Origin of the sequence: Pseudarthrobacter sp. 1C304, assembly GCF_052245515.1 — a bacterium.
In the GTDB taxonomy this organism is placed as follows: domain Bacteria; phylum Actinomycetota; class Actinomycetes; order Actinomycetales; family Micrococcaceae; genus Arthrobacter.
Genome location: NZ_JBQQCH010000003.1, coordinates 351964 through 374294, shown reverse-complemented (window position 1 = coordinate 374294; position 22331 = coordinate 351964). Strand labels below are relative to the sequence as shown.

At 67.9% G+C, this 22331-nt stretch carries 21 protein-coding genes and 4 tRNA genes; 14 read left to right on the top strand and 11 right to left on the bottom strand.

The annotated features are described in order from the left end of the window. Window positions 1-10: 10 nt before the first annotated feature. Window positions 11-83: transfer RNA gene (locus ACTWQD_RS09255), tRNA-His, on the bottom strand. Between the two features lie 156 nt (window positions 84-239). Next, window positions 240-899 (bottom strand): oligoribonuclease, encoded by a 660-nt coding sequence (orn, locus tag ACTWQD_RS09250; RefSeq protein WP_443195888.1) that lies wholly within the window; start codon window positions 897-899, stop codon window positions 240-242. A 202-nt stretch (window positions 900-1101) separates the two neighbouring features. Here orn and mptB point away from each other — a divergent pair, with 202 nt between their 5' ends. Further along, a complete protein-coding gene (gene mptB / locus ACTWQD_RS09245) occupies window positions 1102-2658 on the top strand; it encodes a polyprenol phosphomannose-dependent alpha 1,6 mannosyltransferase MptB (RefSeq protein WP_443195841.1) in 1557 nt (518 codons plus the stop codon). On the opposite strand, the gene ACTWQD_RS09240 is transcribed toward mptB, so the two are convergent. After that, window positions 2655-3332: a DNA alkylation repair protein gene (locus tag ACTWQD_RS09240; RefSeq protein WP_443195840.1), complete on the bottom strand. Its 678-nt coding sequence runs from the start codon at window positions 3330-3332 to the stop codon at window positions 2655-2657. The genes mptB and ACTWQD_RS09240 overlap by 4 nt on opposite strands. Before the next feature lie 44 nt (window positions 3333-3376). On the opposite strand from ACTWQD_RS09240, the gene map reads away from it, so the two are divergent. Then, window positions 3377-4144 carry a type I methionyl aminopeptidase gene (gene map, locus ACTWQD_RS09235; RefSeq protein ID WP_443195839.1) on the top strand — a complete coding sequence of 256 codons (768 nt, stop codon included), beginning with the start codon at window positions 3377-3379 and terminating at the stop codon, window positions 4142-4144. Window positions 4145-4241: 97 nt separating this feature from the next. Here the strand turns inward: map and ACTWQD_RS09230 are convergent, their stop codons facing one another. Beyond that, window positions 4242-4709 (bottom strand): LapA family protein, encoded by a 468-nt coding sequence (locus ACTWQD_RS09230; protein ID WP_443195838.1) that lies wholly within the window; start codon window positions 4707-4709, stop codon window positions 4242-4244. 177 nt (window positions 4710-4886) lie between these two features. On the opposite strand from ACTWQD_RS09230, the gene ACTWQD_RS09225 reads away from it, so the two are divergent. After that, window positions 4887-5903: a magnesium and cobalt transport protein CorA gene (locus tag ACTWQD_RS09225; RefSeq protein WP_443195837.1), complete on the top strand. Its 1017-nt coding sequence runs from the start codon at window positions 4887-4889 to the stop codon at window positions 5901-5903. 74 nt (window positions 5904-5977) lie between these two features. On the opposite strand, the gene ACTWQD_RS09220 is transcribed toward ACTWQD_RS09225, so the two are convergent. After that, window positions 5978-6053: transfer RNA gene (locus tag ACTWQD_RS09220), tRNA-Arg, on the bottom strand. Between the two features lie 236 nt (window positions 6054-6289). Here ACTWQD_RS09220 and ACTWQD_RS09215 point away from each other — a divergent pair. Both ACTWQD_RS09215 and ettA read left to right on the top strand, forming a co-directional pair. Next, on the top strand, window positions 6290-6859 hold the full coding sequence (locus ACTWQD_RS09215) for a single-stranded DNA-binding protein (protein ID WP_443195836.1): 570 nt from the start codon (window positions 6290-6292) through the stop codon (window positions 6857-6859). Between the two features lie 154 nt (window positions 6860-7013). Continuing rightward, on the top strand, window positions 7014-8696 hold the full coding sequence (gene ettA / locus ACTWQD_RS09210) for an energy-dependent translational throttle protein EttA (RefSeq protein WP_443195835.1): 1683 nt from the start codon (window positions 7014-7016) through the stop codon (window positions 8694-8696). Window positions 8697-8784: 88 nt separating this feature from the next. Here the strand turns inward: ettA and tesB are convergent, their stop codons facing one another. Next, complete coding sequence (gene tesB, locus ACTWQD_RS09205; RefSeq protein WP_443195834.1) at window positions 8785-9765, bottom strand: acyl-CoA thioesterase II; 981 nt, start codon at window positions 9763-9765, stop codon at window positions 8785-8787. A 63-nt stretch (window positions 9766-9828) separates the two neighbouring features. On the opposite strand from tesB, the gene ACTWQD_RS09200 reads away from it, so the two are divergent. Both ACTWQD_RS09200 and ACTWQD_RS09195 read left to right on the top strand, forming a co-directional pair. Continuing rightward, complete coding sequence (locus ACTWQD_RS09200) at window positions 9829-10488, top strand: hypothetical protein (protein WP_443195833.1); 660 nt, start codon at window positions 9829-9831, stop codon at window positions 10486-10488. 87 nt (window positions 10489-10575) lie between these two features. Further along, window positions 10576-11295 carry a Pr6Pr family membrane protein gene (locus ACTWQD_RS09195; protein WP_443195832.1) on the top strand — a complete coding sequence of 240 codons (720 nt, stop codon included), beginning with the start codon at window positions 10576-10578 and terminating at the stop codon, window positions 11293-11295. A 106-nt stretch (window positions 11296-11401) separates the two neighbouring features. On the opposite strand, the gene ACTWQD_RS09190 is transcribed toward ACTWQD_RS09195, so the two are convergent. Together ACTWQD_RS09190 and ACTWQD_RS09185 are read right to left on the bottom strand one after the other, a co-directional pair. Then, entirely contained in the window at window positions 11402-11860 is a 459-nt protein-coding gene (locus ACTWQD_RS09190) for a globin (protein WP_443195831.1), read from the bottom strand. A 4-nt stretch (window positions 11861-11864) separates the two neighbouring features. After that, window positions 11865-12533, bottom strand: coding sequence for a mechanosensitive ion channel family protein (locus tag ACTWQD_RS09185; protein ID WP_443195830.1), 669 nt, complete (start codon window positions 12531-12533; stop codon window positions 11865-11867). Window positions 12534-12669: 136 nt separating this feature from the next. Here ACTWQD_RS09185 and ACTWQD_RS09180 point away from each other — a divergent pair, with 136 nt between their 5' ends. Further along, window positions 12670-13677 (top strand): NAD-dependent epimerase/dehydratase family protein, encoded by a 1008-nt coding sequence (locus tag ACTWQD_RS09180; RefSeq protein ID WP_443195829.1) that lies wholly within the window; start codon window positions 12670-12672, stop codon window positions 13675-13677. Between the two features lie 54 nt (window positions 13678-13731). Here ACTWQD_RS09180 and ACTWQD_RS09175 read toward each other — a convergent pair whose 3' ends face one another. Together ACTWQD_RS09175 and pepN are read right to left on the bottom strand one after the other, a co-directional pair. Beyond that, a complete protein-coding gene (locus ACTWQD_RS09175) occupies window positions 13732-14217 on the bottom strand; it encodes an OsmC family protein (protein WP_443195828.1) in 486 nt (161 codons plus the stop codon). A gap of 74 nt (window positions 14218-14291) precedes the next feature. Then, window positions 14292-16844: an aminopeptidase N gene (pepN, locus tag ACTWQD_RS09170; protein WP_443195827.1), complete on the bottom strand. Its 2553-nt coding sequence runs from the start codon at window positions 16842-16844 to the stop codon at window positions 14292-14294. A gap of 145 nt (window positions 16845-16989) precedes the next feature. On the opposite strand from pepN, the gene ACTWQD_RS09165 reads away from it, so the two are divergent. From ACTWQD_RS09165 to ACTWQD_RS09155, 3 genes are all read left to right on the top strand, one after another. Next, on the top strand, window positions 16990-17991 hold the full coding sequence (locus tag ACTWQD_RS09165) for a hypothetical protein (RefSeq protein WP_443195826.1): 1002 nt from the start codon (window positions 16990-16992) through the stop codon (window positions 17989-17991). Between the two features lie 130 nt (window positions 17992-18121). Beyond that, window positions 18122-18619 (top strand): ribose-5-phosphate isomerase, encoded by a 498-nt coding sequence (locus ACTWQD_RS09160; protein ID WP_443195825.1) that lies wholly within the window; start codon window positions 18122-18124, stop codon window positions 18617-18619. After that, window positions 18619-19557 carry an Fpg/Nei family DNA glycosylase gene (locus ACTWQD_RS09155; protein WP_443195824.1) on the top strand — a complete coding sequence of 313 codons (939 nt, stop codon included), beginning with the start codon at window positions 18619-18621 and terminating at the stop codon, window positions 19555-19557. The genes ACTWQD_RS09160 and ACTWQD_RS09155 overlap by 1 nt, the downstream gene beginning before the upstream one ends. A 134-nt stretch (window positions 19558-19691) precedes the next feature. On the opposite strand, the gene ACTWQD_RS09150 is transcribed toward ACTWQD_RS09155, so the two are convergent. Continuing rightward, window positions 19692-19762, bottom strand: a tRNA-Gly gene (locus tag ACTWQD_RS09150). A gap of 133 nt (window positions 19763-19895) precedes the next feature. Here ACTWQD_RS09150 and ACTWQD_RS09145 point away from each other — a divergent pair. From ACTWQD_RS09145 to ACTWQD_RS09135, 3 genes are all read left to right on the top strand, one after another. Further along, window positions 19896-19970 (top strand) — tRNA-Pro (locus tag ACTWQD_RS09145). 67 nt (window positions 19971-20037) lie between these two features. Continuing rightward, on the top strand, window positions 20038-21432 hold the full coding sequence (gene tig / locus ACTWQD_RS09140; RefSeq protein ID WP_443195823.1) for a trigger factor: 1395 nt from the start codon (window positions 20038-20040) through the stop codon (window positions 21430-21432). Window positions 21433-21676: 244 nt separating this feature from the next. Beyond that, a complete protein-coding gene (locus ACTWQD_RS09135; protein ID WP_443195822.1) occupies window positions 21677-22321 on the top strand; it encodes an ATP-dependent Clp protease proteolytic subunit in 645 nt (214 codons plus the stop codon). Window positions 22322-22331: the final 10 nt, after the last annotated feature.

The following is a 22331-nucleotide window of genomic DNA, read 5'->3' as shown; positions in this document are numbered from 1 at the left end:
CCTTCGTGAGGGTGAGCGACGGGGGTTGAACCCGCGACCTCCTGGACCACAACCAGGCGCTCTGCCAACTGAGCTACGCCCACCATGTGCCCCGCCATGCCCTCCGGTGAACCGGCGGGCTGAAAAGGCAACGACAAATAGCTTACCTGCTTCCGGGGGCTGCTTTTGCCACTTTTGCGGTTTTCGGGAAAATTTTCCTCAAACGTGGCGCAGATTACACCCGGGGAGCGGGGCCGGGGTCACAACACCTGGCTGGCGGCAGGGTCGGCCGCAGTGTCTCCGGCAGGATCTCCTGTAGTGCCGCTGGTAGTGCCCGTGGCTGGTGCGGGCTGGTCCGCTGAGCCCATGACCCGCTTGGCGATCCGCTGCGCCGTGGCGCTGTCCGGCCCGGGGGCGGGGACGAAGACCGCCTCGCGGTAGTAGCGAAGCTCGTCAATGGAATCCTGGATGTCACCGAGGGCGCGGTGGCCGCCGAGCTTGGCGGGGGACTGAAAGTAGGCCCGCGCATACCAGCGCCGGGACAGCTCCTTGATGGTGCTGACATCGATGACCCGGTAATGCAGGTGCTCCACCAGCTCCGGCATGTCACGGACCAGGAACACCCTGTCGGTGCCCACGGAGTTGCCGCCCAGCGGCGCCTTCTTCGGGTCCGGCACCCACTTCTTGATGTAGTCCAGGACGATCGCCTGGGCCTCGGCCATGGTCTTGCCGTGGGGGAGTTCGGCCAGCAGCCCGGAGCGGGTGTGCATGTCGCGGACGAAGTCGTTCATCTGCGCCAGGGCCGCGTCGTCGGGCTTAATGACGACGTCGACGCCGTCACCGAGGACATTGAGCTCGGAGTCCGTCACCAGCGCGGCCACCTCGATGAGGGCGTCGTTCGTGGTGTCCAGGCCGGTCATTTCGCAGTCGATCCAGACGATGCGTTCATTAGATATAGGCACGCGCCCAGCCTACCGTTTCGTCGCCTCCGGGAGGCTCGATGCTAGGATTTCGGGTACGCGGGCGGCGAAATTTTTTCGTTCCCGCGGCGCTCCCCGGGCCTCGTTCTGACGCCCGGCCGCGGGCGGAGACGAGCCCCACAACAGATTGGACGATCCTGAGATGACGGCGCCTGTGCCTGCGGCAGGGAAAACGGCTGCCGGCACGTCCCCGGCGGCACCTCTGGCTGAAGTGGACAACGCCCGTTCACCGCTGCTGGCGGGATTTGTCGGTTCGCACTTTATGGCGATCGGGTCTCTCGGCGTCGGCTGGCTCGCCCCGGCCTCCGAACTCCGCCGGGTGCCGCTGTTTATCTGGATGCGCACCGAGGCCGTCGGCGTCGCCTTGTGCATTGTGCTGCTGGCTGTCGGCGGGATGCTGCTGGTCCGCGCCTGGCTGAGGCTGGGCCAGCGCGTGCGGGTCTGGGGGGCGGAGGCCCGCAAGGCCACGCTGCAGGCGGTTGTCCTGTGGGGGCTGCCCCTGATGTTCTCGGTGCCCCTGTTCAGCCGCGACGTCTACGCCTATATCGGGCAGGGCCGGCTGATGGTGGAGGGCTTCAACCCGTACGAAAACGGCATCTCCGCGCTGTCGAACTACTTCCAGCTCGGGGCCGACAAGATGTGGACCGAGGCCCCGGTTCCGTACGGCCAGCTCTTCCTGTGGATCGAGCAGTTCGTGGTGTGGTCCACCAACGTGCACCCGGAGGCCAGCATCATGCTGTTCCGCGTGGCGGCGCTGATCGGGGTGGTGCTGTGCATCATCTACGTGCCGAAGCTCGCGGACCTGCACGGCGTCAACCCGCACCGGGCCCTGTGGCTCACCGCCGCGAACCCGCTGTTCCTCACCAACTTCATCGCCAGCGTTCACAACGACGCGCTCATGATCGGCCTGGCACTGGCCGGGCTGTACTACTGCGCCACCCGGCGGGTCATTTTCGGCCTGGTCCTGGTTACCCTCTCCATCTCGGTCAAGCCCATCACCATCGTCTTCCTGCCGTTCATCGGCCTGCTGTGGGCCGGGAAGGACGCCGGCTGGCCGCGCAAGTTCGTGTTCTGGGCTCTCACGGCAGGCATCAGCCTGGGTCTGCTGTACGCCATGAGCATGGTCAACGGCTTCGGGTTCGGCTGGATCAACGGGCTTTCGGCCCCGGGCAGCATCTGGATCTGGTACGCCCCGGTGGGGCTGATGGGCCTGGTGGTGGCTTCGATCTCCAACGCCTTCGGACTGGACGGCTGGGGCCTGGCCAAGTGGGTGTACGACGCCGGCAAGCTCCTGGCGGTGGGCATCATCGCCTGGCAGATCTTCCGCGGCGACTACGACCGCCTGATCCGCCGGCTCACGCTGGCGTTCGCCGCCGTCGTGGTCCTGGCCCCGATGATCCAGTCCTGGTACGTTGTGTGGCTCATTCCGCTATTCGCCGTGACCGGCATCCGCGATGACTGGCAGGTCAAGGCCCTGTACTTCATCGTGTCGTTCTTTATGGTGTACGCGATCTCAGACCAGCTGGAAGTCTTCCCCTACCTTCAGACCGCCGATCTCGGCCTTGCCCTTGCCCTGGCCCGCAACGCCGCGGCAATCATTGCGCTGCTTTTCGCCCTGTACCTGATCTTCCTCGACCCCAAGACCAAGATGCTCTTCAGCAAGTCCGAGGAACCTGTCACCACCCGCCCTGTCATCTAGAGTTTCCGCAGCGCTTCCCGCCGGGAAAGCGGGCTCAGCGCATCTAGGTGCCGTGCCACGAAGCTCCGGACCCACGCGGGGTCCGTGGCGGCGTAGTCCCGCAGCGCCCAGCCGATCGCCTTCCGGATGAAGAACTCCCGGTCCGCCAGGTTGGGTTCGATCACCTCTGCCAGCAGGCCGGGGTCCGTGGCCGACTTCGCGCCCAGCTGCGCCGTGATGGCGGCCCTCCGGATCCAGACGTCGGTGTCCACGCTCCAGCGGCGGAGCACCGCGGACATGTCCTCCCGGTGCGCCTGAAGCAGCCCGCGCAGCCGCTGCGAAACCCCGTCCACCAGGTCCCACCACGCTCCGCTGCGGATCATCTCCTCATAAAGGGCAAGCATGCCCATCTCGCCGGCGGCCAGCCGCAGCCCCGTGAGGTCGATCGCCGCGTAACGCTCCTCCCGCCAAGCGGCTTCCCGCCAGAGCAGCAGCACGGAGCCCTGCAGGTCCGCCAGGCTGCCGGGCGGCAGCTCCCTGGCGGCGGCCTTGACGATCTGCCGGACCTCCGGAACGCGGACGCCCAGCAGGGGCATGGCCGACTTCAGGTAGGCCTGCGCCCCTGCGGCCCGGGCCGGGTCCGCTGCCTGCCGCAGCTGGAACCGGATGGCGGATATCAGTTCAGCGCTGGCCATGGGGCCACTTTAGCCAAGCACCGGCTGGCCCTACAGTTGAGGACATGTCGATGATCAAAACCCCTGCCGAGATTGCCCTGATGCGCGAAGCAGGCAGGGTGGTGGCGACCACGCTGGAGCGCGTCCGGGAGGCGGCCGCCGTCGGGGTTTCCCTGAAAGAACTGGACGGACTGGCCGCGGACACCATCGCCGCCGCCGGAGCAACGCCCGCGTTCCTCAACTACAAGCCGCGGTGGGCGTCCGTCGCGTTTCCGGGTGTGATCTGCACCTCCGTCAACGACGCCGTGGTGCACGGCATCCCGGGCGGCTACCGGCTCCAGGACGGCGACCTGCTCAGCGTGGACTGCGGCGCGTTCCTCGACGGCTGGTGCGGGGACGCCGCCGTCAGCTTCATCGTGGGAACGGCCGATCCCGTGGACCAGGCGCTGATCGACGCCACCGAGGCCGCCTTGGCCCGCGGTATCGAGGCGGCACGGATCGGCAACAAGATGGGGGACCTGGCCTACGCGATCGGCGGGGCGTCGCGCCGGGCCGGTTACGGCCTGCTGGCGGACCACGGCGGCCACGGGATCGGCAAGACCATGCACGCCGACCCGCACGTCCCCAACGACGGCCGGCCCGGCCGCGGCATCAAGCTGACCGAGGGCCTGGTCATCGCGATCGAGCCCATGCTGATCCTGGGCGGCAAGGACGACTACTTCCACGACGACGACGAATGGACCCTCCGCTCGGCCAACGGCCGCCGGGCCGCCCACAGCGAGCACACCGTGGCCATCACGAAAGACGGGCCGGTCATCCTGACCCTGCCCTAGGAACCGGACGGCCTGGGAACCGGGTGCGGGGCCGGCCGATGCCCGTGCCGACGGGCGGGGCGGGCCGGCGTCAGCGCCTGGGTACGCCCGGGCGGGCCTAGCGGGTGGCGCGGCTGCGGCGCGCAGCGACCCGGAGCTGGATGATGCGCGCGGCTCCGGCGATGGCGACCAGCACGCCGCCACCCACCGCAGCGATGAGCAAAGCAATGCCCAGCGGGACCGATCCCTCGAGGCCAAAGAACTTCACCTGGACGTATTCCTGGTTCTGCAGGATGAACGCGATGAGCAGGATCAGGACCACCAGCGCGCTGGCAACCGCGGCCCAGACCATTCCCGCACGGGTGACCTGGCGTTCCGGATCGGGAGCGGGCGTTGGGGGCGCGCCGGCCGCGGGCCCCTCGCCACGCCCTGCCGCCGTTGCGGCAGCCGGGGTCCCGGGCACCAGATCGGTGCCGGCGGCGGGGGAGGCTGCGCCGGAGCCTTCCCCGGCATCCGGGGCGCCAAAGGCCTCCGGCTGGGTGGGCGGGACGTTGGTCGGATCGAATCCGCGGGGTGTCTGGGTCATGGCGGCCGTACCTTTCGGTTGCGGGCAGGGACTTTTCCTCGGGCCTCTGCCTGTCTGCTCAATACTAAGCGTGCTGATGGCTTAAGTCTGATAGCCGGGCAGGGGCCCGTTGGCAGCGGACGGGCAACGGTATAGCGTCGCAGCCAGAGGATGCGATGCCAAGAGGAGGCGGCCGCCGTGAGCATTGTCGATAACGCGGTGTACGTGGACGGCTTCCGGACGGCCGACCCGGAGGGCCTCGAAGAGACGTACTTCATCCTGCGGCAGCGCCAGGGCATGGCCTGGATCGGACTCTACCGGCCGGATCCGGGCGAGCTCCGCTCCGTGGCTGAAGAATTCGATTTAAACCATTTGGCCGTGGACGACGCGCTTGCCGGCCATCAGCGGGCCAAGCTGGAACACTACGGCGAAACGCTCTTCCTGGTGCTCCGTCCGGCGCGGTATCTGGACGACGTGGAGCAAGTGGAGTTCGGCGAAATCCATGTCTTCGCCGGTGAGGACTTCGTCGTCACGGTCCGCCGGGCCGAATCACCGGACCTCGCACGGGTCCGCCGGCGCATGGAAGCCCGGCCGGGGTTCCTGGCGCTCGGCCCGGACGCCGTGCTGTACGCGATCCTTGACCAGGTGGTCGACGAGTACGAGCCCGTGGCAGCCGGCCTGGAAAACGACGTCGACGAAATTGAGAACGATCTCTTCGCCGCAGACCCGGGCGTGTCCCGCCGGATCTATGAACTTTCCCGCCAGGTCATTATGTTCCAGCGCGCGACGGCGCCCCTGGTCCCGATCCTCCAGGCACTGATGGGCGGGCCGCCGGACCGCCAGCTCCGGCCCGAGCTGCAGGACCACTATCGGGACGTCCTGGACCACGCGCTGCGGCTGGGCGAGCGCGTCGCGGCGTTCCGCGCCCTGCTGCAAAACGCGCTAGCCGTGAACGCCGCACTGGTGGCCCAGCGGCAAAACGACGAAATGCGCCTGCTGACCGAGTCAAGCTATGCCCAGAACGAGCAGGTCAAGCGGATCTCCTCATGGGCGGCCATCCTGTTCGCGCCCACGCTGATCGGCACTATCTATGGAATGAATTTCCGGGCCATGCCTGAACTGGACTGGGTCTTCGGCTACCCGATGGCGCTGGGCCTGATGATCGGCATGGGCCTGGTGCTGTTCTGGGCCTTTAAGCGCAACAAGTGGATCTAGCCGCGCTGCGCCGGCTTCCGTTGGAATGCCGGCCCCGGCCTGCGGAAATATTTCCGGCAGGCCAGGCCGCGCTCTGGTGCCCCAGGAGGGAATCGAACCCCCGACCGGCGGATTAGAAGGCCGCTGCTCTATCCCCTGAGCTACTGGGGCGGGACCTGACCGGCCATTGCCGGTGGACGCCTCAAAAAGCTTACCGTGCCCGGCGGCCGTCCGCTGTCAGGACCTATGCGGCGCGTATGACCCCGGGCCGGACACCGACGTGCCGGCTGAGGCGGCTTCCGGTGCGGGTTTTCCACATGGCGCACCGGCGCTCTCGCGGAGAAACCCGTCCGGCGCGAAGCTGAAAGAGCCTGCTAGGGCACGACATTTCGAGAGAGGACATGAGCATGAGCGACAACATCACGGTCCGCGGCTTCGTTGCTACGGAGCCCAAGAGCTCGACGACGCCCGGTGGTGTGGCGACGGCGAACTTCCGGCTGGGTTCCACCGAACGTCGCTTCGACCGCGAGACGAACGCCTGGATTGACGGGAACACCAACTGGTTCAAGGTCCAGGGGTACCGGCAATTGGCCGGAAACATCGGTTGCAGCGTTAAGAAGGGCCAGAAGGTCATCGTCGTCGGACGACTCAAGTTGAGGAGCTGGGAACACGACGGGCGCATCTACCACTCGGCGGAAATCGACGCCGAATCGGTCGGCCACGACCTGACATGGGGGTCCGCCAACTTCATCCGCACGGCAGCCAACGGCCCCCTGGACGCGGCCGCCGCAGCCGGTCCGTCGGCAGGTTCCACGGACGGCGGCCCGGACGGGAGCCACGTGGACGACGATCCGTTCGAGGGCCCCGACGACGACGGTGACCCGCAGGGATCCCGGACCGTCTTCGTCAATGACGTCAACGGCGAGGTGGAGGAACTCGACGAGGAGACGGGCGAACTGAAAGGGGCCGCCGCCTGAACGGGTACCCGCTGCCGGGGTTCCGTGGCGCCAGCGGTCCGGCCCGGCGCCACGGCCGGCGCGGCGGCTGAGGCTGCATCCTTCCCCGCCGGCGGGCGGACATCAGGGCCGCATGAATGTGAGTTATCCCGGCTGAACCACTAGATTTGTAGGCATGGCGGAATTTATCTACACAATGACCAAGGCCCGTAAGGCCGTTGGCGAAAAACTTATCCTCGATGACGTGAGCATGTCCTTCTTCCCGGGGGCCAAGATCGGCGTCGTCGGCCCGAATGGTGCAGGTAAGTCCACCATTCTCAAAATTATGGCGGGGCTGGACACACCTTCCAACGGTGAGGCCCGGCTGAGCCCCGGCTACACGGTCGGCATCCTGCTGCAGGAACCGCCGCTGAACGAGGACAAGACCGTCCTGGGCAACGTCCAGGAGGGTGTCGGCGAGATCTTCGGCAAGATCCAGCGGTTCAACGAAATCTCCGAGGAGATGGCCAATCCGGACGCCGACTACGACGCCCTCCTTGAGGAGATGGGCCAGCTGCAGGAAGCGATCGACGCCGCCGACGCCTGGGACCTCGACTCCCAGCTCGAGCAGGCCATGGACGCCCTCCGCTGCCCGCCGCCGGAATCCGACGTCACCCTGCTCTCCGGTGGTGAGCGCCGCCGCGTCGCACTCTGCAAGCTGCTCCTGCAGAAGCCTGACCTGCTGCTCCTCGACGAGCCCACCAACCACCTCGACGCCGAGAGTGTGCTCTGGCTCGAACAGCACCTCTCCAGCTACCCCGGCGCCGTGCTCGCCGTCACCCACGACCGGTACTTCCTCGACCACGTGGCCGAGTGGATCGCCGAAGTGGACCGCGGCCACCTGTACCCGTACGAGGGCAACTACTCCACGTACCTCGAGAAGAAGCGCGCCCGCCTGGAAGTCCAGGGCAAGAAGGACGCCAAGCAGGCCAAGCGGCTCACCGAGGAACTCGAGTGGGTCCGCTCCAACGCCAAGGGCCGCCAGACCAAGTCGAAGGCCCGCCTGGCCCGCTATGAGGAGATGGCGGCCGAGGCTGACCGGACCCGCAAGCTGGACTTCGAAGAGATCCAGATCCCGCCGGGACCGCGCCTGGGCGGCCTCGTCCTGGAGGCGAAGGGCCTGCAGAAGGGCTTCGAGGACCGCACGCTGATCGACGGGCTCTCCTTCAGCCTGCCGCGCAACGGTATCGTCGGTGTGATCGGGCCCAACGGCGTCGGCAAGACCACCCTGTTCAAGACCATCGTGGGGCTCGAGCCCCTCGACGGCGGCGAGCTGAAGATCGGCGACTCGGTCAAGATCTCCTACGCGGACCAGAGCCGCGGCGGCATCGACCCGAACAAGACCCTGTGGGAGGTCGTCTCCGACGGCCTTGACTACATCCAGGTCGGCCAGGTGGAAATGCCGTCCCGCGCCTACGTCGCCGCTTTCGGTTTCAAGGGTCCGGACCAGCAGAAGAAGGCCGGTGTGCTGTCCGGTGGTGAGCGCAACCGCCTTAACCTGGCCCTGACCCTCAAGCAGGGCGGCAACCTGCTGCTCCTCGATGAGCCCACCAACGACCTTGACGTCGAAACCCTCAGCAGCCTCGAAAACGCCCTGCTCGAATTCCCGGGCTGCGCCGTTGTGGTCTCGCACGACCGCTGGTTCCTGGACCGGGTGGCCACCCACATCCTTGCCTACGAAGGCGACGAGGAGAACCCCTCGAAGTGGTACTGGTTCGAGGGCAACTTCGAATCCTACGAGGAGAACAAGGTTGAGCGGCTGGGCCCGGATGCGGCCAAGCCGCACCGCGTGACCCACCGGCGCCTCACCCGCGACTAGTCCGCGGGCATATAGCGCCACAACAAAACGCCGGCTCCCTGACAGGGGAGCCGGCGTTTTGTTTGCCGCCGCGAGGGAGCAGCCCGGATCAGCCGCGCTCGGCCTTGCGCATCTGGTGCTGCAGAACCTTGGACTGGACGGCGCCCTTGACCTTGTTCTTCAGGTCCGTAGGAACCCGGATCATACCTTCCTGCGCCACCGTGGCCACATGCCGGCCGTCGCGGCTGAAGATCCGGCCGGTGGCCAGGCCGCGGGCACCCTGGGCGCTGGGGGACTCCTGGACGTACAGCAGCCACTCGTCCACGCGGACCGGGCGGTGCCACCACATGGCATGGTCCAGGCTGGCCACCGACATCCCCGGCGTGATCCAGCTCATCCCGTGCTTGCGGAGGATGGACTCCAGGAGGGTGTAGTCGCTGGCGTAGGCCAAGGCGGCGCGGTGCAGGTCCGCATCGTCCGGCATGGGGCCGAAGGTCTTCATCCAGACCGCGTTGCGGGGTTCCTTCTCGCCCTTGGCCGAGACGTACAGGGCCGGGTCAACGTGCCGGATGTCGAAGGGCCGCTCGTAGGCCCAGTGCCGCGCCACCGGGTGGTCGTATTTGCCCAGCAGGTCGGCGGTGCTGGGCAGCGACTCCGGCGCGGGGATGCCGGCCGGCATCTCGGACTGGTGCTCGATGCCCTCGTCCTCGTCCTGGAACGACGCGATCATGGACAGGATGGGCGTGCCGTCCTGGTAGGCGTGGACGCGCCGCGCGGAGAACGAGCGGCCGTCCCGGAGCCGCTGGACGCCGAAGGTGATGGGCTGGTTGGCGTCGCCCGGGCGCAGGAAGTAGCCATGCATGGAATGCACGCTCCGGCCTTCGGGAACAGTCCGGCTCCCGGCAATGAGTGACTGCGCCAGCACCTGGCCGCCGAACACTCGGTGCCGGGGCTGCTGCTGGGAGGGGCCCATAAAAATGTCCTCATCCGTCCGGGCACCCTCCAGTTCACCGAGGTTCAGCAGTTGGAGGAGTGAGGAGGTGGGGTCCTGGGTCGGCGGCCCCTGCAATCCGGCTTCGGCTTCAGTCATGGTTCGACTCTAGACGCCACTTCGGCGCCGTCCCAAGGAGGCACAGCCGGTAGAGTCAATATTGTGTCTGACGTTCTCACCCAGTCCCTGCAGTTTACCGATCCCCGCGACCTCGCCGATCTGCGCACTTTCGCCACCCGCGCCAAATCGATTGACGACGGCGCCATCCGGCTCCAGGCCTCGGGCCGGGTGCTCGCCGCCTACGTCTGCGTGCTGCGGCCGCGGCTGCTGGGGGAGTCGACGCCGACCATCCTCGGGCTGCGGACCATGGCCCTGGCGCAGCCGTCCGATGCGGATGTCACCGTCCCGGTCTCGGCAGTGCTGGACCGGCTCGCCCGGGCAGGGGAGAACGACGTCGGCCTGCCGTTGCCGCCGGTCACCGTCACCGAGTCGTGGGCCGGTGTCGGGGCGCCCCGCACCGGATGGGAACCCGCGGGCACGCTCCAGGATGCCGCGCTGCGCCAGTCCGCCGAGGCCGGCATTACCGAGATCGCCGCCATCATCCCGGACAAACCCGGCGCATTGATCGTCAACAACGCCCGCGCCACGGTCTGGGGCAGGGAACTGCCGGGCGCCGCCGGGCTTCCGCTGGGCGCCGCCTTCGCGGCCCTCACCCTCGGCTTCCTGGCCGACGGGGAACAGCAGCTCTTCCGCGCGGGACGCTGGTTCCGGCTCAGCGGTGCCCGGGGCCACGTCCTGGCCCGCACCGGTCCAGGACTCTAAGCCACCCGTCCCCGTGCGCCGGCCAAGGCCTCGGCGCCGGAGGACTTCCGCCCCAGGCACTCTTGACGGCCCTGCCATACTGGCCCCATGAACGGCCTGTCAGTGCTGGATCCGCCGGTAGAGCGGCACTATGGTTTCAACGATTCGCTGCATCCTGACCGCCGCTGGATCCGGATGCTCCGCCTCGCGGTGGGTATCTTCGTGCTCGTCGCCCTTGTCCAAAAGACGTACGACGCAATGCTCCCCGGCAGTGACGTGGACATCTTCCAGCTGTATTCGGAGTTTACGGTCCAGTCCAACCTCGTCCTCGGGCTCGTGCTGATCGCCTCGGCCGCACGGCGGCGGGCCCGGTTGCCGGAGTGGTGGGACCACCTGTTCGGTGCGCTGGTCTTCTATCTGGTGATGACCGGCATCATCTATGCGGTCCTGGTGGCCCCGCCGGACGAGCCCTGGTGGAGCTGGGACATGTACTGGCCGCAGCTCGCGCACCACCGGCTGGCTCCGCTGTTCGTCGCGCTCGACTGGCTACTGGTCACGCGGACCGCGCACGGCAGGTGGTGGCGGCCCGTCGTGTGGCTGAGCTACCCCGTCGCTTTTCTGGCCTTCTCCTGGCTGCGCGGCGCTCTTGACGGATGGTACGTCTACGACTTCCTCGATCCCACGCTCGACGGCGGGTGGCCGGCCGCACTGGGGACCACCGCCCAGGTTCTCGTCGCGTTCCTCGTGGTTGCGTTCCTCGTGCACGCCGCCGGCAACGGACGCGCCGCCTTGGCCGTCGCGCATACGCGGACCCGACCCGGTTCGTAAGGCGCCAAAAAATATTTGCCACCCGATACCCGGCCCGGTATTATTTACGCAGAAAGACCCCGGAGACATCCCCCCAAGTGCCTCCGGGGTCTTTCCATGTCCGTGCCTAGGCGCCGGACGGGCTGTTGACCATCGACAGGGCCGCGCGCTCCATGTAGTCCCAGAGCGTCCCCTCATACAGGGGCGGGAGCTCCAGCGCATCCACGGCGGTGCGCATGTGGAACAGCCAGCGGTCTTTCGCCTCCGGGGTGACCCGGAACGGCATGTGGCGCATCCGCAGCCGGGGGTGTCCGCGTTCCTCGCCGTACGTCGTGGGCCCGCCCCAGTACTGCTCCAGGAACATCAGGAAGCGGCGTTTCGCCGGGCCCAGATCCTCCTCCGGGTACATCGGCCGCAGCAGCGGATCAGTCGCCACGCCGTCGTAGAACACGTCGATGAGCTTCACGAACGTCTCGTGTCCGCCCACGGCGTCGTAGAAGTTGTCCGTGTAGCCGGGCTTGCTGAACGGATCGTTCTGCAGCAGCTGCTTGGGCTGCCGGGGCTGGCCGGCGCTGGGAATCGTCATGGTCCTATTCTCCGGCCTTCTGCTGGGGAGCAGCGTCCGCGTCGTCCTCCGCCGGCGTCTCCGGCGGGATGTAGGTGCCCTGGGAGCGGTTGCCTACGCGCAGGATCTCGCCGTTGCGCAGGTACCAGATGGTGCCGTCCTCGGCCCGGACCCGGGTGATCCGGAGGTTCATGGCCTCCACCGTGCCCACCACCTCGGAGGTCTCGATGACGTCCCCGATGCCGTACTGGTCCTCGATGGTGATGAAGATGCCGGCGAGGAAGTCGCGGATGAGCTGCTGGGCGCCGAAACCGATGGCGATACCGAGGATACCGACGCTGGTCAGGATGGGAGCCACGTCCACGTTCAGGTTCTTGAGCACGTACACGCTGGTGAGGACGGAGATGAGGACGCCCACCACGCTCCGGAGCAGCGCGCCGATGGTGTGGGCCCGCTGGACGCGGCGTTCGTGTTCCAGCGCGCGGAGTGCGGGCGCCGCCCAGCGGAAGTACGGTTTCTTGAAGAAGGTGGATCCGGCGGCGATGCGCTTGGTGATGACGGAGATCACAAAGGACGCCACCAGCCACACGGCGATGCCGACGCCCAGGCTGATCAGGACGCCCGGCAGGTTGATCTCGGACATTGCCGACATGTCCGGCGGGGTGATGGGTTCGGTGGTGGTCAAAATGGACATCGCCGGGGGAACTCCTCGTTGCTGCGTTCTTGCTGCCGGCCGGGTGGCGCCGGGCTTGGGGTCCGGAGGGCGGCCGGTGTTCGCCGGGCGCATAACGCTCTGGTCCCCTTCAACAGTAGCGCCGTAGCGTGACCCCATGCGCATCCTGGTCCTCGGCGGCACGGCTTTCCTGTCAGCAGAAATCGCGCGGCAGGCCGTGGCCGCCGGGCACGACGTCACCTGCCTGGCGCGCGGGAGCACGTCCGTCCCGCCCGGCGGCGCCGCCTGGCTGCGGGCGGACCGCTCGCAGGGTGCGGCGGCCTATGCACCAGCCGCCGCGGGTCCGGCGTCCGGCGGCCGGTGGGACGCCGTCGTCGACGTCGCGCGGGACCCGGGCCAGGCGCGGGAAGCGCTCGAGGCATTGGCCGGCTCCGCCCGGCACTGGACCTTCGTCTCCAGCTGTTCCGTCTACGCGGACCACTCCGTGGCCGGGGCGGCGGAGGACGCGGAGGTACTGGCGCCGCTCGCCGCCGGCACGGAGCCCGGCGCGGACACCTACGGCGAAGCCAAGGCAGCCATCGAGCAGTTGACCGCGGAGCTCGCGGGGGACAAGGCCCACATCTGCCGGCCCGGGCTGATCGGGGGCCCGGGCGACGGCTCGGACCGCTACGGGTACTGGCCGGCCCGGTTCGCCCGGGACGCCGGACCCGTCCTGGTCCCCGACATCCCGGCAGACGCCACCCAGGTCATCGATGTCCGGGACCTCGCGGCCTGGATCCTTGCCGCCGCCGAAAACGGCACCACCGGGGCGCTGAACGCCGTCGGCGAGCCGGTTCCGTTCCATGCCTACCTCGAGGAAGCCCGCAGGCTGGCCGGCGGCGCCGAGGTGGTGGCCGCTCCGCCGGATTGGCTGGCGTCCCGCGGGGCGAACTACTGGGCGGGCCCGGACTCGTTTCCGCTCTGGCTCCCGCCGGGACATGATGGGTTCGCGGCCCGCAGCAGCGCCGCCGCCCGGGCCGCCGGACTGCGTACCCGGCCCTGGCCGGACACGCTGCGGGACACCCTGACCGACGAGCGCCGGCGCGGACTGGGCCGGGCCCGCAAGGCCGGGATGAGCCCGGACACCGAATGCCGCCTCCTGGCCGAGTACCTGGCCTCTGCGTAGGGGCCCCCGCGTTAGGGGCCCCGGGCCGCGGGCCGGCGACACTGCCGGCCCGGGTCAGCCGGCGGCTTCCTCGACCACCGCCGTGGGCTGGTGCAGCACCGGGAAGTTGACGCTCCGGGCGATGAAGCAGACCTTGTTCGCCGCGGCGTGCAGTTCCTCCAGAAGGCCCTCCGCTGCCGGGGCGGCCAGGGTCACGCGGGGCCTGAGCGTGGCCGATTCAAACTGCCCGCTGCCGTCCCGGTTGGTCCGCATCAGGGCCTCGGCACGGTCCTCGTAGGCCGTCACCACCACGTTATGCTTCACGGCCACGTGCAGGAAGGACAGCATGTGGCACTGGGACAGGGCGGCCAGCAGCAGCTGTTCCGGGTTGTACCGGTCCCGGTCGCCGTGGAAGGTCGGGTCCGCGGAACCGTGCAGCACGGGGAGCCCCGGGATCTCGACGTCGTGGTCCCGGGAATAACCGCGGTACGACGCCGTCCCCTCGCCCAGGTTACCGGTCCAGCGGACTGTCAGCGCATAGCGGTGCTCGTCGAGGCTCATGGCTCCAGCCTAGAACGCAAAACCCCGGCGCCGCACAGCGGCGCCGGGGTTTCCCGCGGTGCTGGAGGTTGCGGCTAGATATCCGCCTGCCGGGCCCGCAGGGCGCGCGCCACGCCGTCGCGGTTTTCCAGCATCATCCGGCGCAGCGCCGCGCTGTCCTCCGGCAGCGAGGCGAGGAACTCATCGGTCCGGTCCACGGTGGCCTGGGTGGTCAGCTGCGCCGGGTAGAGCCCAACGACGATCTGCTGCGCCAGCGCGTGGGTGCGGTCCCTGACGATGCCCGGGACGGCGTCGAAGTACTTCGCCGCGTACGGCTCCAGCAGGGAGGGGTCGAGCACCCGGGTGAAGCCGCTGACGGCCGAACCCTGCAGGGCGTTGGACAGCTCGCCCTTGACCACAATCGACTCCCACGCGGCTGCCTTGGCTTCCGGCGTCGGAATCGCAGCCTTGGCGAGGGCGGCCGCGTTCTGGCCGGTGGCAGTGTTGTCGTGCTCGAGTTCGGCGTCGATCTGCTCCTGCCCGGCCCGGCCGCCGGCAACCAGGGAGGTGAGCAGCTCCCAGCGCAGGTCCTGGTCCACGGCCAGGCCCGCCAGCGTCACGCTGCCATCCAGCAGGCCGGCCACGGTATCCAGCTGACCGCCGCTGCGGGCCAGCAGCGCGTAGGACTTGACGAACTGCAGCTGCGCGTCGGAGCCGGCGGGGACGGCGGAAGCCAGCTGCCAGAGCCGGTCGGCGGCGGCCACCGTGGTGGCTTCCTTGTGGTCGGCGGCCACATAGAAGTTCAAGGTGGTGGCCAGCTGGCGCAGCTGGACCAGGATCACCGAGGAATCGGATTCCTCCGCGATGTTGGCCAGGATCAGATCCACATAGCCGCGGGCGGGTGTTTCGCCGTCCCGGGCCGCATCCCAGGCGGAGCCCCACACCAGGGTGCGGGGCAGGCTCTGGCTGAAGTCCTTGAGGTGCGCGGTGGCGGTGGCCAGGGATTCCGGGTCGAGGCGGACCTTCGCGTAAGCGAGGTCGTCGTCGTTGAGCAGGATCAGGTCCGGCCGGGCACGTCCGGCCAGGGCCGGCACATCGGTGCGGACGCCGTCGACGTCGAGCTCCTCGCGGTGGACCCGTTCCAGCTTCCCGGCGTCATTGAGGTTGTAGAAGCCGACGGCGAGCCGGTGCGGGCGGAGGGTGGGCTGGGCCTCGGTGGCGGACTGCAGGATCGCGAAGGAGGAGATGGTGCCGTCCCCGTCCACGGACAGCTCGGGCTTGAGCGTGTTGACGCCGGCGGTCTCCAGCCAGAGCCGGCCCCACTGGTCCAGGTCGCGGCCGCTGGCCTTCTCAAGTTCCACCATCAGGTCGCTGAGCTCGGTGTTGCGCCAGGCGTGCTTGCTGAAGTACTCGCGGACGCCGGCCATAAACTGCTCCGGGCCCACCCAGGCCACCAGCTGGCGGAGCACCGAGGCGCCCTTGGCGTAGGTGATGCCGTCGAAGTTCACCTCGACGTCCTCCAGGTCGTTGATCTCGGCGAAGATCGGGTGCGTGGTGGGGAGCTGGTCCTGGCGGTAGGCCCAGGACTTTTCCACCGACGCGAAAGTGGTCCAGGCGTGGTCGAACCGGGTGTTTTCGACGGCGGCCAGGTGGGACATGTACTCGGCGAAGGACTCGTTGAGCCAGAGGTCGTTCCACCAGCGCATGGTGACGAGGTCCCCGAACCACATGTGGGCCAGCTCGTGCAGCACGGTGATGGCGCGGCGTTCCACCTGGGCGTCGGTGACCTTGCTGCGGAAGACGTAGCCCTCCAGGATGGTCACGGCCCCGGCGTTCTCCATGGCCCCGGCGTTGAACTCCGGAACGAACAGCTGGTCGTACTTCTCGAACGGGTACGGGCAGCCGAACTGGGCCTCGAAGAACTCGAAGCCCTGGCGGGTGAGCTCGAAGATGTTGTCCGCGTCCAGGTACTGCATCAGGGATTTGCGGGCAAAGACGCCCAGCGGGGTGACTTTCCCGTCGGCGGACACCACTTCGCTGCGGACCGACTGGTACGGCCCGGCGATCAGCGCAGTGACATAGGAGGAGAGCCGCGGGGTGGGGGCGAATTCCCAGACGGAGCGGGCGCCGCCGTCGGCGCCGGGGATGGTTTCCACGGGCACCGGGGTGGGGGAGTTGGAGATGACATCCCAGTGCGACGGGGCAATGACCGTGAACGTGAAGGTGGCCTTGAGGTCGGGCTGTTCAAACACCGCGAACATCCGCCGGGAATCCGGAACCTCGAACTGGGTGTAGAGGTACACCTCATGGTCCACCGGGTCCACGAAGCGGTGGAGCCCCTCGCCCGTGTTCATGTACGGGGCCTCGGCCACAACCAGCAGCTCGTTGACCGCCTCCAGCTCCGGAAGCTGGATCCGGACGCCGTCGGAGACCTCGGCGGGATCAAGCTCACGCCCGTTCAGGGTCACGCTCTGCACGGAGTCGGTCACGGCGTCGATGAACGTCGAGGACCCCGGTGTGGCCGTGAACTTCACGGCCGTGGTGGCGCCGAAGACCCTCTCCCCGCGGGTCAGGTCCAGCTCCACCTCGTAGGAGTCGACGTTGATCAGTTGGGCGCGCTCGCGCGCTTCGGCGCGCGTCAGGTTCATTCCGGGCAAAGTGGGGCCTCCAGGGACGGATAACGGTAGGAACTCGATACTGTGAAGTCATTCTTTCACTTCTGCGCCGCTTGGCAAGTTGCCCAGGTCACACCAAGATACCGAACGCCGGGCCGCCCGGAGTAGCGTTGGAGGCATGGGAAAGCTTCGAGATTCCGTGGACGTCAGGGCGCTCCGCTTCGCGGCGGGTTTCCCGCTGATGCTCGCCGCCGGGTTTGTGGTGTGTGCTTTCCTGATCCGCTCCGACCTCCCCGAGCCGCTGGCAGTGCGCTGGTCCGGGGGCGTGGCCGTGGACTTCGCGCCGTTCGGATCCGTTGTCGGGGCGGGGGCGGCGCTGATCGTTCTGGTCGGCTGGGGCATCCTGGTCCAGGCCGCGCCGCTGTCCCGCCCGGCCATCATGCGCAGGATCATGATGGGCACGGGACTGTCCGTCAGCCTCTTCATCGCCACGGTGCTGGCCGCTGTGCTGGTGGGCCAGCTCGGCCTGGACAGCGCGGAGCAGGCCCGGGTGGATGTCGCGGTTCTGGCCATGGGCAGCGGCGCGGCCCTGGGCCTTGGGGTGGTGATGGGCTTCGTCTTCAAAGCCGACGAGCGCTGGTCCACGGACGACGACCGGGCCATGGAAGCGGCACTGGCCCGGGAACTCGATCCCGACCTGGCACGCGACTCCATGAGCCTGTGGGTGCACGCCCGCAGTTCCGTCTTCGTGATGATTGGGATCGCCACCCTGCTGCCGGCCGCGCTGCTCACGATCGCCGTGCCCTGGCTCGCTGCCCTCCTGGCCGCACTGGCCCTGCTTGCGGCCGCCTGCCTGTTCGCCCGCATCCGCGTGGACCGGGCCGGCTTGCGCGTGTTCGCCGCCGGGTTCGTCAGGATCGCAGACGTGCCGGCGGCCGCCATCGAGGCCGCGACGCCCAAGGATGTCAGGGCAGCAGACTACGGAGGCTGGGGCTACAGGAGCCACGGAACCGCGACGGCACTGCTGGTCAGCAGCGGCCCCGCCATCGTCGTCGACCGCTCCGACGGCCGCACCCTGACGGTCAGCGGCGGCAGCGCCACGACGGCGGACAACATCGCCCAGGTGATCTCCCGGGTCGCGGCGAGGGCCCACCGGCCCGGCAGCGGCACCGGAATGTGAAGTCCCGGACGCCGGACGGACGAGCCGCCCGGCCGTGGCCCTAGTAGGCTTGGGGTCAGCCCCCACACCCGCAGCAGCAGCCCCGCGGCCCACCGCGATCCCGGCGGCTGCCCGACCGAACGGATACGCCGTGACCCCAACAGATTCAGACTTTCCGCGCGTGCACATCGCCACCGACCACGCCGGCATGGAACTGAGCGCCCACCTCGTCAGCCACCTCAGCGCCAAGGGCTACGAGGTGGTGGACCACGGGCCGAAGGTCTACGACGCCTTGGATGACTACCCCTCGTTCTGCATCAACGCCGCCCGCGCGGTAGTGGCCGACCAGGAAAACGGCACCAGCGCCCTCGGGATCGTGCTGGGCGGCTCGGGCAACGGCGAACAGATTGCCGCCAACAAGGTCAAGGGCGTCCGCGCCGCTTTGGCCTGGAACCTGTCCACCGCCAAGCTCGCCCGGGAGCACAACGACGCCAATGTGGTGGCCGTCGGCGGACGCCAGCACAGCGTCGAGGAGGCCACGGACATCATCGAGGCGTTCCTGGCCGAACCCTTCAGCAATGATGAGCGCCACGTCCGCCGGATCGGCAAAATCGCGACCTACGAGCGCACCGGCGAGGTCGTCGACTAGTGCCGGAAGGGCATTCCGTCCACCGGCTGGCCCGCCAGTTCGGGGACGTCTTCGCGGGGGAGCGGCTTGCGGTCTCCAGCCCGCAGGGCCGGTTCAGCCAGGGCGCGGCGCTGCTCGACGGCCACACGCTCACCGGGGCCGTGGCGCACGGGAAGCACCTTTTCCTGGAGTTTGAGCACGGGCTCGTGCTGCACGTCCACCTCGGCCTCTACGGCGCTTGGGACTTCGGCGGCGACGAGAGTTTCCGCGGCGCGTCCAGCATCGGCGCGCCCCGCAAGGTGGGGGAGCGGGAAGAGTACGACGCCGTCGGTGGAGATGCTGCCGGGGCGGCCGGCGCTGACGGGGCCGCCGGGTACGCGGGCCCGCCCCCGCCGGTCGGAGCCGTCCGCGTCAGGCTTGCCGGCGCCCACGGCTGGGCCGACCTCCGCGGCGCGACCACGTGTACGGCGATCACGGAAGCGGAGGCCGCCGCCGTCGTGGCCCGGCTCGGTCCGGACCCGCTGCGGAACCTCCCCGGTGACCGGGACTCCTTCACGGAGGCCGTCCTGGCCAGGCGCACGCCCCTCGCTGCCCTCCTGATGGACCAGAAAGTCGTTGCCGGCATCGGCAACGTGTACCGCGCCGAACTGCTGTTCCGGCAGCGCCTCGACCCCTGGCTGCCCGGCAACGGGCTCCCCGCCGAGGGGGCGCAGCGGCTCTGGGACGATACCGTCGCCATGATGTCCGACGGAGTCCGCGACGGCCGGATCATCACCACGCCCCCGCAGTACTGGTCCTCCGGAGCAACCGCCGCGGCGTCCGCCACCGCAGCGCCGGAGGAGGCCCACTTCGTCTACCGGCGGCACGGGCTCGATTGCCGGGTGTGCAGAACGCCGGTGGCCCTCACCGAACTCGCTACCCGGAAGCTCTACTGGTGCCCGGCCTGCCAGGCCGCCTGACCGGCCTCGTGGCTCCAACCCCATCGACTGCTCCATAACTGCCCTTCTGAGCCGCCAAAAGGGCCGTTATGGAGCAGCCGATGGTGCGGGTACGAAAAAAGCCCCTCCGGAGAGGGGCTTTCGTCATCATTCGGAGGGGACGACGGGAATCGAACCCGCGTAATCAGTTTGGAAGACTGAGGCTTTACCATTAAGCTACGTCCCCGGGAAATTGCAGGACCTTTCCTGCAAAACTTCCGGGCGGCTGTTGAAGCCGGATACAACTAAACCTAATTCAGGGCCCCGGTGTCAAATGTGCAAACCGGCTCATTTTGACCGTAGACTGTTCTGTGCACTTACGGGGTGTAGCTCAGCTTGGCTAGAGCACCTGCTTTGGGAGCAGGAAGTCGCAGGTTCAAATCCTGTCACCCCGACTCTGCTGGTACCGCCAGGCCTTGGCGGTGCAGAACCCCACCCCCTAAAACCAGGAGTACTTAGACTGTGAAGAGCGCTGTCGAGAACCTCACCCCCACGCGGGTCAAGCTCAATGTTGAGGTCCCCTTTGAGGAATTGAAGCCCAGCATCGCAGAGGCATACAAGACTGTTGCTTCGCAGATCCAGGTCCCCGGGTTCCGCAAGGGCAAGGTCCCCTCCAAACTGATCGACCAGCGCGTCGGCCGCGGCTACGTCCTGGAGACCGCCATCAACGAAGGCCTCAACGGCTGGTACCAGGCAGCTGTCCAGGAAACCGGCATCCGCCCCCTGAGCCGCCCCGAGGTTGAAATCACCGAGGTTCCGGACCCGTCCGCCACCGACGGCGAACTCAAGTTCCACGCCGAGGTTGATGTCCGCCCCGAGATCGAACTGCCGGATTACTCCGGCATCAAGGTCGAGGTTGCCGCAGCCGAGTCCACCGACGCCGACGTCGACAAGGCCCTGGATGAACTCCGCGGCCGCTTCGGCACCCTCAAGTCCGTCGACCGCCCCGCGGCCGACAAAGACTTCCTCACGATCGACATCGCGGCCTCCATTGACGGCTCCGAGGTCGACTCCGCCTCCGGCCTGTCCTACCAGGTGGGCGCCGGCACCATGCTCGAAGGCCTCGACGAGGCTGTCACCGGCCTCAGCGCCGACGAGGACGCCATCTTCGACACCACCCTCGTAGGCGGCGACCACGCCGGCGAGGCTGCCCAGGTCAAGGTCATCGTGAAGTCCGTCAAGGAGCGCGAGCTGCCCGAGGCTGACGACGACTTCGCCCAGCTCGCCTCCGAATTCGACACGCTGGCCGAACTGCGCGAGGACCTCGCCAAGCAGGCCGCAGAGTCCAAGGTCGTCGAGCAGGGCGTTGAAGCCCGCGACAAGGTCCTCGACAAGCTCGTTGAGCTGGTAGAGGTTCCCGTCCCCGAGTCCGTCGTCGAGGAGCAGCTGGAGCAGCACTTCAACGCCGAGAACTCCCACGGCGAAGGCGAGCACGACACCGAGGAGCACCGCGCCGAGGTCAAGGCCAACACCGAGCGCGCCTTCCAGAACGAGATCATCCTCGACGCCATCGCGGAAAAGGAAGAAGTCAACGTCAGCCAGAACGAGCTGATCGACTACATCGTCACCACCGCCAGCCAGTACGGCATGGATCCGAACCAGTTCGCCCAGATCATCGATCAGAGCGGCCAGGTCCCCATGATGGTCTCCGAGGTCCGCCGCCGCAAGGCCCTGGCCGTCGTCCTGGGCCAGGCCGAGGTCACCGACTCCGAGGGCAACAAGGTTGACCTCAGCGACTTCGTCCGCCCCGGCGGAGAAGAGGCACCGGTTGAGGCCGACGTCGAGGAAGCCGCTTCCGAGGAGACTGCTTCCGAGGAAGCCCCCAAGAACGATGACCCGGCAGCCGTGAAGTTCTAGCACTTCCCGCACCCGCGTTACCTGCCGCACCCCCGGATCCATGATCCGGGGGTGCGGCGCTTTTAAGCCCACGATGAACCCGTCCGGGCAAACGTGCGCCGTCAGCGAACAGCCCCGCGCCTGAGCACAAAGCAGGCGGGAAAACGGTTAGTGTCCATGTAGGAAAGTTCAGTGAGGCCGTAGTGGCGTCACCGTCGCCAGCGAGAGGTAAGTACACATGTCACAGCAAGCAGGGGCCCCCCGGATGGCTACTGTCGATCCGGCAGCCCAGGATAACTACATTTACAACCGCCTGCTGAAAGAGCGCATCATCTGGCTCGGCTCCGAGGTCCGCGACGAAAACGCCAACGCGATCTGCTCCCAGCTGCTGCTGCTCTCGGCCGAGAACCCCGAGAAGGACATCTACCTCTACATCAACTCCCCGGGCGGCTCCGTCACCGCCGGCATGGCCATCTACGACACCATGCAGTTCATCCCGAACGACGTCGTCACTGTCGCCACCGGCCTGGCCGCCTCGATGGGGCAGTTCCTGCTCTCCTCCGGTACCAAGGGCAAGCGCTACGCCACCCCCAACGCCCGCATCCTGATGCACCAGCCCTCCGGCGGGATCGGCGGCACGGCTTCCGACATCAAGATCCAGGCCGAGCTGATCCTCCACATGAAGAAGGTCATGGCCGAACTCACGGCAGACCAGACCGGTCAGACGGTGGAAACCATCCTTAGGGACAACGACCGCGACAAGTGGTTCACGGCCAAGGAAGCCCTCGAATACGGCTTCTTCGACAAGATCGCGGCGCACGCCGGATCCGTGGCCGGCGGCGGCGGAACAAATGCCAACGGCGGCGACGCAGGCGGCACCGCAGGCGACGACACCGCCACCCAGAACTGACCCGGCACAG